The organism is Xanthomonas maliensis, from assembly GCF_009192945.1.
GTDB classification, from domain to species: domain Bacteria; phylum Pseudomonadota; class Gammaproteobacteria; order Xanthomonadales; family Xanthomonadaceae; genus Xanthomonas; species Xanthomonas maliensis.
Genome location: NZ_NSET01000028.1, coordinates 21,851 through 35,493 on the forward strand (window position 1 = coordinate 21,851; position 13,643 = coordinate 35,493).

14 protein-coding genes and 1 pseudogene are annotated in these 13,643 nt (G+C 66.4%); 7 read left to right on the forward strand and 8 right to left on the reverse strand.

Features of this window, described 5'->3' with window-relative positions:
- Positions 1-9: 9 nt before the first annotated feature.
- The 7 genes from CKY51_RS09610 to CKY51_RS22665 form a co-directional block, all read right to left on the reverse strand.
- Positions 10-462 (reverse strand): hypothetical protein, encoded by a 453-nt coding sequence (locus tag CKY51_RS09610; RefSeq protein ID WP_031340764.1) that lies wholly within the window; start codon positions 460-462, stop codon positions 10-12.
- Positions 413-661, reverse strand: coding sequence for an FAD assembly factor SdhE (locus CKY51_RS09615; protein ID WP_031340766.1), 249 nt, complete (start codon positions 659-661; stop codon positions 413-415). The genes CKY51_RS09610 and CKY51_RS09615 overlap by 50 nt, the downstream gene beginning before the upstream one ends.
- 113 nt (positions 662-774) lie before the next feature.
- Entirely contained in the window at positions 775-1,557 is a 783-nt protein-coding gene (locus tag CKY51_RS09620; protein WP_152249154.1) for a succinate dehydrogenase iron-sulfur subunit, read from the reverse strand.
- Positions 1,558-1,659: 102 nt separating this feature from the next.
- Complete coding sequence (gene sdhA / locus CKY51_RS09625) at positions 1,660-3,450, reverse strand: succinate dehydrogenase flavoprotein subunit (RefSeq protein WP_152249155.1); 1,791 nt, start codon at positions 3,448-3,450, stop codon at positions 1,660-1,662.
- Between the two features lie 33 nt (positions 3,451-3,483).
- Entirely contained in the window at positions 3,484-3,870 is a 387-nt protein-coding gene (gene sdhD, locus CKY51_RS09630) for a succinate dehydrogenase, hydrophobic membrane anchor protein (protein WP_022974223.1), read from the reverse strand.
- Positions 3,867-4,262 carry a succinate dehydrogenase, cytochrome b556 subunit gene (gene sdhC, locus CKY51_RS09635; RefSeq protein WP_152249156.1) on the reverse strand — a complete coding sequence of 132 codons (396 nt, stop codon included), beginning with the start codon at positions 4,260-4,262 and terminating at the stop codon, positions 3,867-3,869. Before sdhC ends, sdhD begins: the two co-directional genes overlap by 4 nt.
- Positions 4,263-4,318: 56 nt before the next feature.
- On the reverse strand, positions 4,319-4,489 hold the full coding sequence (locus CKY51_RS22665; RefSeq protein WP_170292311.1) for a DUF1674 domain-containing protein: 171 nt from the start codon (positions 4,487-4,489) through the stop codon (positions 4,319-4,321).
- Between the two features lie 39 nt (positions 4,490-4,528).
- Here CKY51_RS22665 and ygfZ point away from each other — a divergent pair, with 39 nt between their 5' ends.
- A complete protein-coding gene (gene ygfZ / locus CKY51_RS09645) occupies positions 4,529-5,401 on the forward strand; it encodes a CAF17-like 4Fe-4S cluster assembly/insertion protein YgfZ (RefSeq protein ID WP_031340769.1) in 873 nt (290 codons plus the stop codon).
- Here the strand turns inward: ygfZ and CKY51_RS09650 are convergent.
- Entirely contained in the window at positions 5,398-6,486 is a 1,089-nt protein-coding gene (locus CKY51_RS09650; protein WP_022974226.1) for an ABC transporter ATP-binding protein, read from the reverse strand. The two genes, ygfZ and CKY51_RS09650, sit on opposite strands and share 4 nt — an antisense overlap.
- A gap of 422 nt (positions 6,487-6,908) precedes the next feature.
- Here CKY51_RS09650 and zwf point away from each other — a divergent pair, with 422 nt between their 5' ends.
- The 6 genes and pseudogenes from zwf to CKY51_RS09680 all read left to right on the forward strand — a co-directional run.
- Positions 6,909-8,339 (forward strand): glucose-6-phosphate dehydrogenase, encoded by a 1,431-nt coding sequence (gene zwf / locus CKY51_RS09655; protein WP_022974227.1) that lies wholly within the window; start codon positions 6,909-6,911, stop codon positions 8,337-8,339.
- Positions 8,336-9,343, forward strand: coding sequence for a glucokinase (gene glk / locus CKY51_RS09660; RefSeq protein ID WP_022974228.1), 1,008 nt, complete (start codon positions 8,336-8,338; stop codon positions 9,341-9,343). Before zwf ends, glk begins: the two co-directional genes overlap by 4 nt.
- Positions 9,340-10,056, forward strand: a complete 717-nt coding sequence (gene pgl / locus CKY51_RS09665; protein WP_022974229.1) for a 6-phosphogluconolactonase — start codon at positions 9,340-9,342, stop codon at positions 10,054-10,056. The genes glk and pgl overlap by 4 nt, the downstream gene beginning before the upstream one ends.
- 149 nt (positions 10,057-10,205) lie before the next feature.
- Positions 10,206-12,122, forward strand: coding sequence for a phosphogluconate dehydratase (edd, locus tag CKY51_RS09670; protein ID WP_022974230.1), 1,917 nt, complete (start codon positions 10,206-10,208; stop codon positions 12,120-12,122).
- 48 nt (positions 12,123-12,170) lie between these two features.
- Entirely contained in the window at positions 12,171-12,830 is a 660-nt protein-coding gene (locus CKY51_RS09675) for a bifunctional 4-hydroxy-2-oxoglutarate aldolase/2-dehydro-3-deoxy-phosphogluconate aldolase (protein ID WP_022974231.1), read from the forward strand.
- 513 nt (positions 12,831-13,343) lie between these two features.
- Positions 13,344-13,643, forward strand: a pseudogene (locus CKY51_RS09680) (transposase); the annotation flags it as partial.

The following is a 13,643-nucleotide window of genomic DNA, read 5'->3' on the forward strand; positions in this document are numbered from 1 at the left end:
AAAGGGACGCTATGGTGCCACTAGCGAGCGTCGGGACGAAATGGCGCGTGCCTGTGCGGCCAGACGCAGTTCACGTCGCCCGGCTGGCGGCAGCACGTCCGGCCAGAAGTGCAGGCAGGCATGGCGCCCCTCCGGCGTCCGCCAGGCAAGCAGCGCGATCGGGCCGCGCCAGTGCACCTGCAGGGCGTCCACCGCGATCCCGTCCACGCTGGCCGGCGCATCGCTCCAGGGAATGACGATGTGCCTGGCCGGTGCCGCCAGCCCGGTCCGCAACGCCCAGCACCCGGCGATCAGGGCATAGCCGCTGAGCAGCGCTGCCAACCACGGCGGCGCGCCGGCCTGCCAGACCGCCCAGATTGCGGCGCTCATCAACAGGCCCAGCGCACCGGCGAGCCAGCGCGAGGGCCGCCAGTCAAGCCGGCAAGGCGCGAATATCGGCGATGAGGGCGGCATTGGCGGCATCCGGACAGGTCTCGTATCCCATGAACCACCGCCACAACTTATCGTCTTCGCAATCCAGCAGCTGTAGGAAAACCGCGCGCTCGGACTCGGAAGCCTGCGCCCAGCGCCGCTCCAGATAGCGCCCGAACAACTGGTCGAGTTCGCGCATGCCGCGCCGGCAACGCCAGCGCAGCTTCTTCAATTGGGTTGCTTCGTCCATCGTCCACCTCCACGCGCCGACCGGCACGCCAGAAACGACAGCGGCACCTGACCTGTCGGCCGGTGCCGCTGCGATCACACTCGCCACCCCGCGCGGGGGCGGCATCGCCAACCTCAGGCGCGGCGAGCCATCATCAACTTCTTGATCTCGGCGATCGCCAGCGCCGGATTCAGACCCTTCGGGCAGGTCCGCGCGCAATTCATGATGGTGTGGCAACGGTAGAGCTTGAACGGGTCCTCGAGGTCGTCCAAGCGCGCACCGGTGTCCTCATCGCGGGAATCGATGATCCAGCGGTAGGCCTGCAGCAGGATCGCCGGCCCCAGGTAGCGCTCGCCGTTCCACCAGTAGCTCGGGCAGCTGGTCGAGCAGCAGGCGCACAGGATGCACTCGTACAGGCCATCGAGCTTCTTGCGGTCTTCCGGCGACTGTAGCCGCTCGCGATCCGGCGGCGGCGGGGTCTGGGTGCGGATCCACGGTTTGATCGAGGCGTACTGCGCATAGAAATGCGTCAGGTCCGGCACCAGGTCCTTGATCACGCTCATGTGCGGCAGCGGATAGATCGGCACTTCGGCCTTGCCGCAGGCGGCGATCGCCTTGGTGCAGGCCAAGGTATTGGTACCGTCGATGTTCATCGCGCACGAGCCGCAGATGCCTTCGCGGCAGGAACGGCGGAAGGTCAGCGTGGGGTCGATCTCGTTCTTGATCTTGATCAGCGCGTCCAGGACCATCGGCCCGCACTTGTCCAGATCGATTTCGTAGCTATCGGTGCGCGGATTCGCGTCGACATCCGGGTCCCAACGGTAGACCTTGAAGGTGCGCGTGTTCTTGGCGCCCTTGGCAGGGTAATGCTTGCCCTTGCCGATCTTGGAATTCTTGGGGAGGGTGAACTCTGCCATGGCTTTTAAATCCGGGATTGGGGATTAGGGATTGGCGATCAGGCGGAAGTGGGGATGCACTGCATCGCATCCCCGCTCCACCGCGTCCAATCCCGGCTCTGGTCAGTAGACGCGCGGCTTCGGTGGAACGACGTCCACTTCCTTGCTCAACGTGTACATGTGGACCGGGCGGTAATCGAAGCTGCACTGGCCCTTGTCGTCGACGGTGACCAGGGTGTGCTTCTGCCAGTTCTCGTCGTCGCGGTCGGGGAAGTCCTCGTGCGCATGCGCACCGCGGCTTTCCTTGCGCTGCTCGGCCGAGTTGATCGTCGCCACGGCGTTGAGCAACAGGTTGTTCAGCTCGTAGGTCTCGATCAGATCCGAGTTCCACACCAGCGAACGGTCCGACACCTTGACGTCTTCGAACGTGGCGAAGATCTCCGCCATCTTGTCCACGCCTTCCTTCAGCGTCTTGCTGGTGCGGAACACGGCCGCATCGGACTGCATGGTGCGTTGCATGTTGTCGCGAATCACCGCCGTCGGCGTGGAGCCGTTGGCATGACGCAACTTGTCCAGCAGGCCCAGCGCCTTATCGCAGGCATCAGACGGCAGCGGCTTGTGCGGCTGATTGGTCTTGATGGTCTCGGCGCAGCGGTTGGCGACGGCGCGACCGAACACCACCAGGTCCAGCAGCGAGTTGGAACCCAGGCGGTTGGCGCCATGCACCGACACGCAGGCGGCTTCGCCGATCGCGTACAGGCCAGGCACCACCGCATCCGGGTTGTCGCCCTGCTTGCGCACGACTTCGCCGTGGTAGTTGGTGGGGATACCGCCCATGTTGTAGTGCACGGTCGGCAGCACCGGGATCGGCTGCTTGGCGACGTCGACACCGGCGAAGATATGCGCACTTTCGGCGATACCCGGCAGCTTGTCGTTGATCACTTCCGGGCCCAGGTGGGTCAGGTCGAGCAGGATGTGGTCCTTGTGCTCGCCGACGCCGCGGCCTTCGCGGATCTCGATGGTCATCGAACGCGACACCACGTCGCGCGAGGCCAGATCCTTGTAATGCGGGGCATAGCGCTCCATGAAGCGCTCGCCGTTGCTGTTGCGCAGGATGCCGCCTTCGCCACGCACACCCTCGGTGATCAGGCAGCCCGCGCCGTAGATGCCGGTGGGATGGAACTGCACGAACTCCATGTCCTGCATCGGCAGGCCGGCGCGCATGACCAGGCCGCCGCCGTCACCGGTGCAGGTGTGGGCGGAGGTGGCGCTGAAGTAGGCGCGGCCATAACCGCCGGTGGCCAGCACCACGCCATGGGCGCGGAACAGGTGCAGCGAACCTTCGGCCATGTCCAGCGCGAGCACGCCGCGGCACACGCCTTCTTCATCGAAGATCAGGTCGAGCGCGAAGTACTCGATCATGAAGCGGGCGTTATGCGCCAGCGACTGCTGATACAGCGTATGCAGCATGGCGTGACCGGTGCGGTCGGCCGCGGCGCAGGTGCGCTGCGCGGACGGGCCTTCGCCGTATTTGGTGGTCATGCCGCCGAACGGACGCTGGTAGATCTTGCCGTCTTCGGTGCGCGAGAACGGCACGCCGTAGTGTTCCAGCTCGATGATGGCGGGAATGGCCTCGCGGCACATGTACTCGATGGCGTCCTGGTCGCCCAGCCAGTCCGAGCCCTTGATGGTGTCGTAAAAGTGGTAACGCCAATCGTCTTCGCCCATGTTGCCGAGCGCAGCGGAGATACCGCCCTGCGCAGCCACCGTGTGCGAACGCGTCGGGAAGACCTTGGTCAGGCAGACCGTCTGCAGGCCCTTCTGGGCCAGGCCGAAGGTGGCGCGCAGCCCGGCGCCGCCGGCGCCGACGACGACCATGTCGTACTTGTGTTCAGTGATCTTGTAAGCGGACATCGAATTATGGATTCCTGTTTGGACGCTGGCGGCTCAGCTCATGCCCAGCGCGATACGCGCCACGGCAAACACGCTGACAATGGCGCCCAGCACGGCGACGAAGCGCACGAGGGTCTGCGCCGCAAGGGCGAGCAAGGAGTTGTGCACGTAGTCTTCCAGCACCACCTGCATGCCCAGCTGCGCGTGCCAGAAGCTGGCGATGAGGAAACCGACCAGCAGGACCGCATTCCACGGCTTGGCCACGGCGGCGGTCGCAGCGGCATAGTCGGCGCCGATCAGGCTCAGCACGAACACCAGGAACCAGATCGACAACGGCACCAGTGCGGTGGCGGTCAGGCGCTGGATCACGAAGTGCTCGGTGCCGGTCTTGGCGGCACCCAGGCCACGCACGTTCTTCAGCGGTGTACGGAAACGGCTCATGCAGCACCTCCGGCCAGCAGCACATACGCCCAGATGGCCGCGGTGAGCACCAGGCTCAGGACCACCGACAACCAGCCGAGGCTGACAAAGGAACGCACGGCGTAGCCCTGGCCAAAATCCTGCAGGATATGGCGCAAGCCACCGAACAGGTGGAAGGCGAAGCACCAGGTCCAGCCGAACAGGAAGACCTGCCCGTACCAGGCCGCGGCATGTTCGCGGAAGCAGTTCCAGTGGTCCGGACCAAGCATCAGGGTGAGCAAGGCAGCGGCAATCAACAGGGCACCGACAGACAGGACGATGCCGGTGGCTCGATTCAGGATCGAGGTCACCATCTGTATCTGCCAGCGATACACCTGCAGGTGCGGGGAAAGTGGACGTTCGCGGATCGCCATTCGCTGGGCTCGTTTTCTCGGCTGGGCGGCACTAGGCCGCTGTGGCTAAAAGCTGCTCAAAAATCGATGCAGCGTCCGTTTTTTTCCCAGTCGCCATAGCGCGTTGGCTCAGGGCCGTCGCGCCCACCGATCTCCGTCGGCAGAGGCTTCTTCTCGGGAATGTGTTCCTGAGGAGAAGGCTGCGTCTCGGAATCCTGCGCGGGCGTGGGGGTTGGATGGCCTATCATAGTGGTCTCACAACTCTGCGATTTTAGTCCTCCCCTTCCGTGGCTGACAACCTGAATCTTATTCCGCAGGGTTCTGGCTCCCTGCTCGACATGCAATACGTCCGCTTGAGCGGGACGGATGCACTTGCGTTTGCGCAGGCCCAGTTCGCCAACGACGTGCTGCCGCTGACGGTGGGGCAATGGCAATGGAATGCGTGGCTGACCGCCAAGGGGCGCGTGATCGCCATCTTCGCACTGCTGCGTGAGGACGATGCGCAATTGCTGATGCTGCTGCCGGACGGCAATGCTTCGGCGATCGCCGCGCAGCTGCAGCGGTTCGTGTTCCGCCGCAAGCTGGCCGTGCAGCTGCCGACGCTGACCACCGTGGGCCGCCTGGCGGCACCGGTGCGGGCGCGCGGCGCGCAGGCCGATCTGGCCGCCACCGGCATCGAACTGGACATGGGAAGCGCCGAGCTGCCGCGCAGCTTGCAGGTGGTGGACGCCGCTGCATTGACCACATCTATCGCGTTGCCGGTGCTGGACGCGGATTGGCGAAAGGCCGACCTGCGACTGGGACTGGCGCGGCTGGACGAAAGTCAGCGCGAACAGTGGACCCCGCAGCAGCTGGCGCTGGACCGACTGCAGGCCGTCAGCGTCAAAAAGGGCTGCTACCCCGGACAGGAAATCGTCGCGCGCACCCATTTCCTCGGCAAGGCCAAACGCGCCCTGCAGTTGCTACAGGTCGAGGGCGTGCCGGCGCCAGGCGACCCGGTGGCGCTGGACGGTGCCGAGATCGGCAGCGTGGTCAGCAGCGCCGGGCCGTTGGCGTTGGCGGTGCTGCCGTTGGAGCTGGCGATCACGCCTGGCCTTGCGCTGTCGGCGGCTGGCCAGGCCGCCGCACCCGTTACCTTGTTGCCGGGGTTGGAGCGTTAGGCCGGCTGCAACCGCTGCCCACTGGCGGGATCGAAGACGTGCAGCGCGTCGCTGCGCAGTGCCAGCCGCAGCGGCTCTCCCACGCCTGGCAGAGATTGCGGAGCGACCCGGATCACCAGCGGCACACCACCGCGCTCCAGGTTGAGGAAGATCTCGTTACCGACCGGCTCGATGACCTCGATGCGCGCCTCGAAGCTCAGCTGCGGATCCTGCGAAGGCTGCAGATGCTCCGGGCGCACCCCGATCACTACCTCCTGCCCCAGCCAGCGCCGATCGATCGGCGCCGGCCCAAGCGGCAGTGCATCGCCACTGGGCAGCACCAGCCGCAGGCCATCACCCTCTTCCAGCCGCCCCTGCAAGGTATTCATCGCCGGGCTGCCCAGGAAGCCGGCCACGAACAGGTTGGCCGGGCGCTCGTACAAGGCCATCGGGCTATCGATCTGCTGGATCACGCCATCCTTCAGCACCACGATGCGCTGCCCCAGCGTCATCGCCTCGACCTGATCGTGGGTGACGTAGATCATGGTGGTGCCCAGCTTGCGATGCAGCTGGGCGATCTCGGTCCGGACGCTGTGACGCAGCTTGGCATCCAGGTTGGACAACGGCTCGTCGAGCAGGAACACCGACGACTCGCGCACCATTGCCCGGCCCAGAGCCACACGCTGGCGCTGACCACCGGACATCGCCTTGGGCAGCTTGTCCAGCATCGGCGTCAGCCCCAGCAGCTCAGCGGCATTGTTGACCCGCTCGGCGATGACTTGCTTGGGATGGCCACGCAGCTTCAGGCCGAAGGCCAGGTTCTCGGCCACGGTCATGTGCGGATACAGCGCATAGCTCTGGAACACCATGGCGATGTCGCGATCCTTGGGCGCCACGTCGTTGACCACGCGCTCGCCGATGCGCAAGGTGCCCGCGCTGATGTCCTCCAGCCCGGCGATCATCCGCAGCAAGGTCGACTTGCCGCAGCCGGACGGGCCGACCAACACCATCAGCTCGCCGTCGGCGACCTCGAAGCTGGCCCCTTGCACGGCTACCTGGCCGTTTTCGTAGACCTTGCGGACACCTTCCAACTGCACTTTCGCCATCGTTCGGCCTCAACAGGTAAAAGTCGCGCTGCCCTCGGCCCTCCCGGAGGCAATGACGCGGCAACCACTTGCAGGGAACCGCCCCGCAAACGAATGCATTGGTTTATTCTGACATGTAATCGTTTTCACATGGCAACATCGGCCGCGGGAGGGAGCATGACGCCATCGGTTCCGTCCCGCGCCTCCAGGGTGAAGGCCATTGCGCAGGATGCGCGACATGCCCGAGCACCAGGCCAGCTATATCGTGCAAACGCTTACCGTTTGCCGCCACTTGCTGCAACAATCGGGGATTGGGCGCCAGCGTCCATCCTGCGGCGCGTGCATGCAAGAGGCGCCGAGCACCGATCCAATGCCCGCCGGCCCCCCGGCGCCTTCCCGCCAAGCCGTTGATAACGATGTCCCCAGAATCTGAAACTCGGTCCATGCACAACACCCTGATCCTGTTCGGCGCCACCGGCGACCTCGCCCAACGCTACCTATTCCCCTCGCTGTTGCGTCTGTTCATCGATGGTCTGCTGCCCGAGGACTTCCGCATCCGCGCGCTGGCGCTGTCCCCGCACGATACCGGGGCGTTCCGCGAGCTGCTGCAGCCGCGCCTGACCCAGGCGCTGCCGATCGCCACGCGCGAGCAGATCCAGGCCTTCCTGCAACGGGTGGACTATCGTTCGGTGGACCTGCGCGATGCCGCGTCGGTCGCCAATGCTGTCCGCGAGCTGACCGGCGGCCGCTGCGTCAGCTACCTGGCGATTCCGCCGGGTCTGTACATCAGCACCTGCCAAGGCCTGGCACAGGGCGGCGCCTTGGCCGCTCCGCATCGGCTGATGCTGGAAAAGCCGATCGGTCACGATTCGGACAGCGCCCGCGAGATCGTGCAGGCGATTGGCGCCTTGATCGACGAAGACCGCGTGTTCCGCCTGGACCATTACTTGGGCAAGGCGGCGGTGCAGAACCTGGTGGCGCTGCGCTTCGGCAACACTCTGTTGGAGGCGGTGTGGAACCGCAACTACATTGAGTCGGTGCAGATCCTGGTGGCCGAGAGCGAGGGTGTGGACGGTCGCGACGCCTACTACGCTCGCTCCGGCGCCCTGCGCGACATGGTCCAGAGCCATATCCTGCAGCTGCTGTGCCTGGTGGCGATGGAGCCGCCAGCCTCACTGGAAGCCGACCGCATCCGCGACGAGAAGGTCAAGGTGCTGCGCGCGCTGCGTCCGCTGACCGCCGAGCAGGCCGCCAACGACAGCGTGCGTGGCCGCTACACCGCCGGCACCATCAACGGCCAGCCGGCGCAGGCCTACCATCCTCCGGAAGGCAGCGACGTGGAAACCTTCGTCGCCGTCACCGCGCACATCGACAACTGGCGCTGGGCCGGCGTGCCCTTCCATCTGTGCACCGGCAAACGCCTGGCCGAACGCTCCACCCGCATCGTGGTCACCCTCAAGCCGGTCACGCACTGGCTATTCGAGCGTCCCGCACGCCAGAACGCGGTGCCCAATCGCCTGACCTTCCAGTTGCAGCCGCAGGAAAACATCGAGCTCGGCCTGATGAGCAGCCTGGCCGGGCCGGAATGGGGCGCGATCGAATTGCAGCCGCTGGAGCTGGAGCTGTCGGTGCCCACCGGCCTGCATCGCCGCATCGCCTACGAACGCCTGTTCGTGGATGCCTTCAACGGCAACCCGGCGCTGTTCGTGCGCGACGACGAGGTCAAGGCGGCCTGGGCGTGGATCGACAGCGTCAGCGATGCCTGGCGCGATGCGCAGCTGCCGCTGCAGCCCTACCCGGCCGGTAGCTGGGGCCCGGAGTCGGCGACACCGTTCCTGCCCCCGGCCATCGATGCCCAGGGAGGCAACGCATGAGTGCGCCGTCCCAGCCGGTCCTGGTCGCTGACATCGGCGGCACCAATGCCCGCTTCGCGCTGGCCGACGTCAATGCCTCGGTGCCGCTGCTGGACGACACCTCGCGCGAATTCGCCGTGGTCGAGTTCGCCTCGCTGGGCGAGGCTGCGCGTTACTACCTCGACCAGATCGGCGTGCAGGCCACCAAGGGCGTGTTCGCCGTGGCCGGTCGCGTGGATGGCGACGAGGCGCGCATCACCAACCATCCGTGGGTGATCTCGCGCACCCGCACCGCTACCATGCTGGGTTTCAGCACCTTGCATTTGATCAACGATTTCGCCGCCCAGGCGATGGCGATCAGCCTGTTGCGTCCACAGGACGTGGTGCAGGTGGGCGGCGCCAGCTGGCGGCCGGCACCGGTCGACCAACCGCGCAACTACGGTGTGATCGGCCCGGGCACCGGGCTGGGCGTGGGCGGGCTGATCATTCGCAATGGGCGCTGCTATCCGCTGGAGACCGAGGGCGGCCATGTCAGCTTCCCGCCGGGCACGCCGGAAGAGATCCGCATCCTGGAGATCCTGTCCGAGCAGTTCGGCCGGGTGTCCAACGAGCGACTGATCTGCGGCCCTGGGCTAGTCAACATCCACCGTGCGCTCAGCGAGATCGCCGGTGTCGATCCTGGTCCGCTGCAGCCCAAGGACATCACCGCGCGCGCCGCTGCGGGCGATCCGCGCGCTGCCCGCACCATCGACCTGTTCTGCGCCATCTTCGGCGCGATCGCCGGCGACATGGTGCTGATGCAGGGTGCCTGGGACGGCGTGTTCCTGACCGGCGGTCTGGTGCCCAAGGTGCTGGATTCGCTGCAGCACTCCGGCTTTCGCCAGCGGTTCGAACACAAGGGGCGCTTCTCGGCCATCATGTCGCGGGTGCCGTCGCTGGCGGTCATGCATCCGCACGCTGGCCTGCTGGGCGCTGCCGCCTATGCCGTGGATGCCGAACGCGACGCACCAGGAGGACGCCGATGAGCCTGCAGGACGACCCACGCATCACGCTGGTGCGCTACGACGATCCGGCCGAGTGGACCGAAGCGGTGGCCGGCGAAATGGCCGAGCTGCTCGAACAGGAAATCTCGCGCCGCGGACAGGCACGCATGCTGCTGTCCGGTGGCACCACCCCTGCACCGGTCTACGAATCGCTCGCGCATCGCTCGCTGGATTGGTCGCGGGTCGAGGTCGGCCTGGTCGACGAGCGCTGGCTGTCGCCGCAGGACAAGGACAGCAATGCCTGGCTGGTGAAGCACAGCTTCCTGGATCATGCACCGGCAGCCACGTTCATTCCGCTGGTGCGGCCGGGCAAGCAGCTCCCCGAATGCGTGCATACCGCCAATCTGCAGGCGACCCATGCCGAGCCGGCCTGCCTGGCCGTGCTGGGCATGGGCGGCGATGGCCATACGGCCTCGCTGTTTCCCGGATCGGCGGAACTGCCCAAGGCCTTGGCCACGCCGCAGCCCTACGCGTCGCTGGACGCGACCGGTTGCCCCGGTGCCAACCAGTGGCCGCTGCGGATCACCTTGACGCCGGCTGGCCTGGCGCCGATTCCGCAACGCCTGCTGCTGCTGCGTGGCAAGCAGAAGCTCGACGTCCTGCAGGCGGCCTTGGCCGGCGAGGATGTCAACGAGTATCCGATCCGCGTCGCCCTGCAGCGGACGCCACGGTTGCGCGTGCACTGGTGCCAGTGAGATGCACCCGGCCGCCTGCGGCACTGCGTTGCAGCCGGCGGCCAGCGGACGCCGCACACGATCATCGTTCCCGCACGTCTTTACGCTGTCCTGCCGCACAGCGGCGGGGCCGCGCAATGCCTTCTCCCGTTTCTCATAGCCGGTAGCCAATGAGCCTGCATCCGAACATCCAAGCCGTCACCGACCGCATCCGCAAGCGCAGCGCCCCCTCGCGCGCCGCCTACCTGGCTGGCCTCGATGCCGCCCTGCGCGAAGGGCCATTCCGCAGCCGCCTGAGCTGCGGCAATCTCGCCCATGGCTTTGCAGCCTCCGAGCCGGTCGACAAGAGCCGCCTGCGCGGCGCCGCCACCCCGAACCTGGGCATCATCACTGCCTACAACGACATGCTGTCGGCGCACCAGCCGTTCGAGCATTACCCGCAATTGATCCGCGAGACCGCACGCGCGCTCGGCGCCACCGCTCAGGTTGCCGGTGGCGTGCCGGCGATGTGCGATGGCGTCACCCAGGGCCGCGCCGGCATGGAGCTGTCGCTGTTCTCGCGCGACAACATCGCCCAGGCCGCGGCGATCGGCCTCAGCCACGACATGTTCGACGCCGTGGTCTACCTGGGCGTCTGCGACAAGATCGTGCCGGGCCTGCTGATCGGCGCGCTCGCCTTTGGGCACCTGCCGGCGGTGTTCATGCCGGCCGGCCCGATGGCGCCAGGCATTCCCAACAAGCAAAAGGCCGAAGTGCGCGAGCGCTACGCCGCCGGCGAAGCCACCCGCGCCGAACTGCTGGAAGCCGAAGCCGCGTCCTACCACTCGCCCGGCACCTGCACCTTCTATGGCACCGCAAATTCCAACCAGGTGTTGTTGGAGGCGATGGGCGTGCAATTGCCTGGCGCCTCGTTCGTCAATCCGGAGCAGCCGCTGCGCGCCGCGCTGACCCGCGCCGGCACCGAGCGGGCGCTGGCGATCTCCGCGCTGGGTCAGGATTTCCGCCCATTCGGCCGGCTGATCGACGAACGCGCGATCGTCAACGCAGTGGTCGCCCTGATGGCCACCGGCGGCTCCACCAACCACACCATCCACTGGATCGCCGTGGCGCGCGCAGCCGGCATCGTGCTGACCTGGGACGACATGGACCTGATCTCGCAGACCGTGCCATTGCTGACGCGCGTCTATCCCAACGGCGAAGCCGACGTGAACCGCTTCCAGGCCGCCGGCGGCACCGCCTTCGTGTTCCGCGAACTGATGGATGCCGGGCTGATGCACGACGACCTGCCGACCGTGGTCGAGGGCGGCATGCGCGCCTACGTCAACGAGCCGCGCCTGCAGGACGGCGCGCTGGTCTACGTGCCCGGCACCGCCACCAGCGCCGACGACAGCGTGGCACGACCGGTGGCCGAGGCGTTCGAATCGCAGGGAGGCCTGCGGCTGTTGCGCGGCAACCTCGGTCGGTCGCTGATCAAGCTGTCGGCAGTCAAGCCACAGCATCGCAGCATCGAGGCACCGGCGGTGGTCATCGATGCCCCGCAAGTGCTCAACAAGCTGCACGCTGCTGGCGTGCTGCCGCAGGACTTCGTCGTGGTGCTGCGCTACCAGGGCCCGCGCGCCAACGGCATGCCGGAACTGCATTCGCTGGCACCGTTGCTGGGCCTGTTGCAGAACCAGGGGCGGCGTGTCGCCCTGGTCACCGACGGTCGCCTGTCCGGCGCCTCCGGCAAGTTCCCCGCGGCCATCCACGTCACCCCGGAGGCAGCACGCGGCGGTCCGATCGGGCGCGTACGCGAAGGCGATATCGTCCGCCTCGACGGCGAAGCCGGCACCCTCGAAGTGCTGGTCTCGGCCGAAGAATGGGCATCGCGCGAGGTGGCGCCGAACACCGCCGTCGCCGGCAACGATCTGGGCCGCAACCTGTTCGGCATCAACCGGCAGGTGGTGGGTCCGGCCGACCAGGGCGCGATCTCGATTTCCTGCGGCCCTACCCACCCCGATGGCGCACTGTGGAGCTACGACGCCGAGTACGAACTCGGCGCCGATGCCGCAGCCGCGGCCGCACCGCACGAATCCAAGGACGCCTGACCCTTCCTTCCCGCGGCCGCGTGGCGGCCGCTGCCTTTAGGAGTAGCAATGACGATTGCCCAGACCCAAGCCGCCGCCGAACAGCTGCTGCGCGACGCCGGCATCCTGCCGGTGGTGACTGTCGATACGCTGGACCAGGCACGCCGCGTGGCCGATGCCCTGCTCACCGGCGGCCTGCCGGCCATCGAGCTGACCCTGCGTACGCCGGTGGCGATCGACGCCCTGGCCATGCTCAAGCGCGAACTGCCGGACATCAAGATCGGCGCCGGCACCGTGCTCAGCGAACTGCAATTGCGTCAGTCCATCGATGCAGGCGCTGATTTCCTGGTCACCCCGGGCACTCCCGCGCCGTTGGCGCGCCTGCTGGCCGATGCACCGATCCCGGCGGTACCCGGCGCCGCCACACCGACCGAACTGCTGAGCTTGATGAGCCTGGGCTTCCGCGTCTGCAAGCTGTTCCCGGCCACCGCCGTCGGCGGCCTGCAGATGCTCAAGGGCCTGGCCGGTCCCCTGGCCGAGCTCAAGCTCTGCCCCACCGGCGGCATCAGCGAGAGCAACGCCGCCGAATTCCTGTCCCAGCCCAATGTGCTCTGCATCGGCGGCTCATGGATGGTGCCCAAGGACTGGCTGGCGCAAGGTCACTGGGACAAGGTCAAGGACAGCGCAGCCAAGGCAGCGGCGATCGTGCGACAGGTGCGGGCGGGCTGAGGACCCCGCCTGAGCACACCTGGCGAATTGTCGACGCCTCGCGGAGGCAGTCACGCCTATCTGGCAACGACTGCCGCCCCACCCTGCGTCGACTCGCCGACGGCTCCCCGCCTGCCGAGAGGGCGTGCCTGTGCCCGATACCGTCGCAGATCGTGTCGTCGGCCAAGCGGCGCCGGACTTATCCGGCGCCATCTTCTGCGGCGCTGATGCGACAGCTCCTCCCGGCTTAATGCCGCATCTTCTCAAAGGGCCGTTACACAGTTCAATTTACAGACTCTAATGGTGTTGGCGTCGATCGTCGTAACGCCTCCTTCGGGCTGGGTCTGTTGCACTACGAAGCCGGTCCATTTTCAATTAATGCCACTGAAGATCGCATATAGAAACCCAAAATCATCACAAGGGGAATAAGCACCGAAATTGCGCCGGAAACGTCGAAAAATCCGTAAGCTCCCCCGATCCGCAGACACCGCATAAGTAGATCTTTCTGGCATCGTTCCCAAGTCAGGAGGTTCCATGCGCACATCGAAGTTCACCGAGACACAGATCATCGCCACGCTCAAGCAGGCCGAAGCAGGCGTTCCAGTCAAAGACATCTGTCGCCAAGTCGGCATCAGCACGGCGACCTATTACCAGTGGAAGAGCAAGTACGGCGGCTTGGAGGCGTCCGAGCTGCGGCGGGTCAAGGAGCTCGAGGCCGAGAACGCCCAGCTCAAACGGGTGTACGCCGAGGTGGCGCCCGACAACGCGGCAATGAAGGACCTGATCGCAAAAAAAATCTAGGGCCGGCGCGGAAACGCGAGGCGGGGCGGTTCC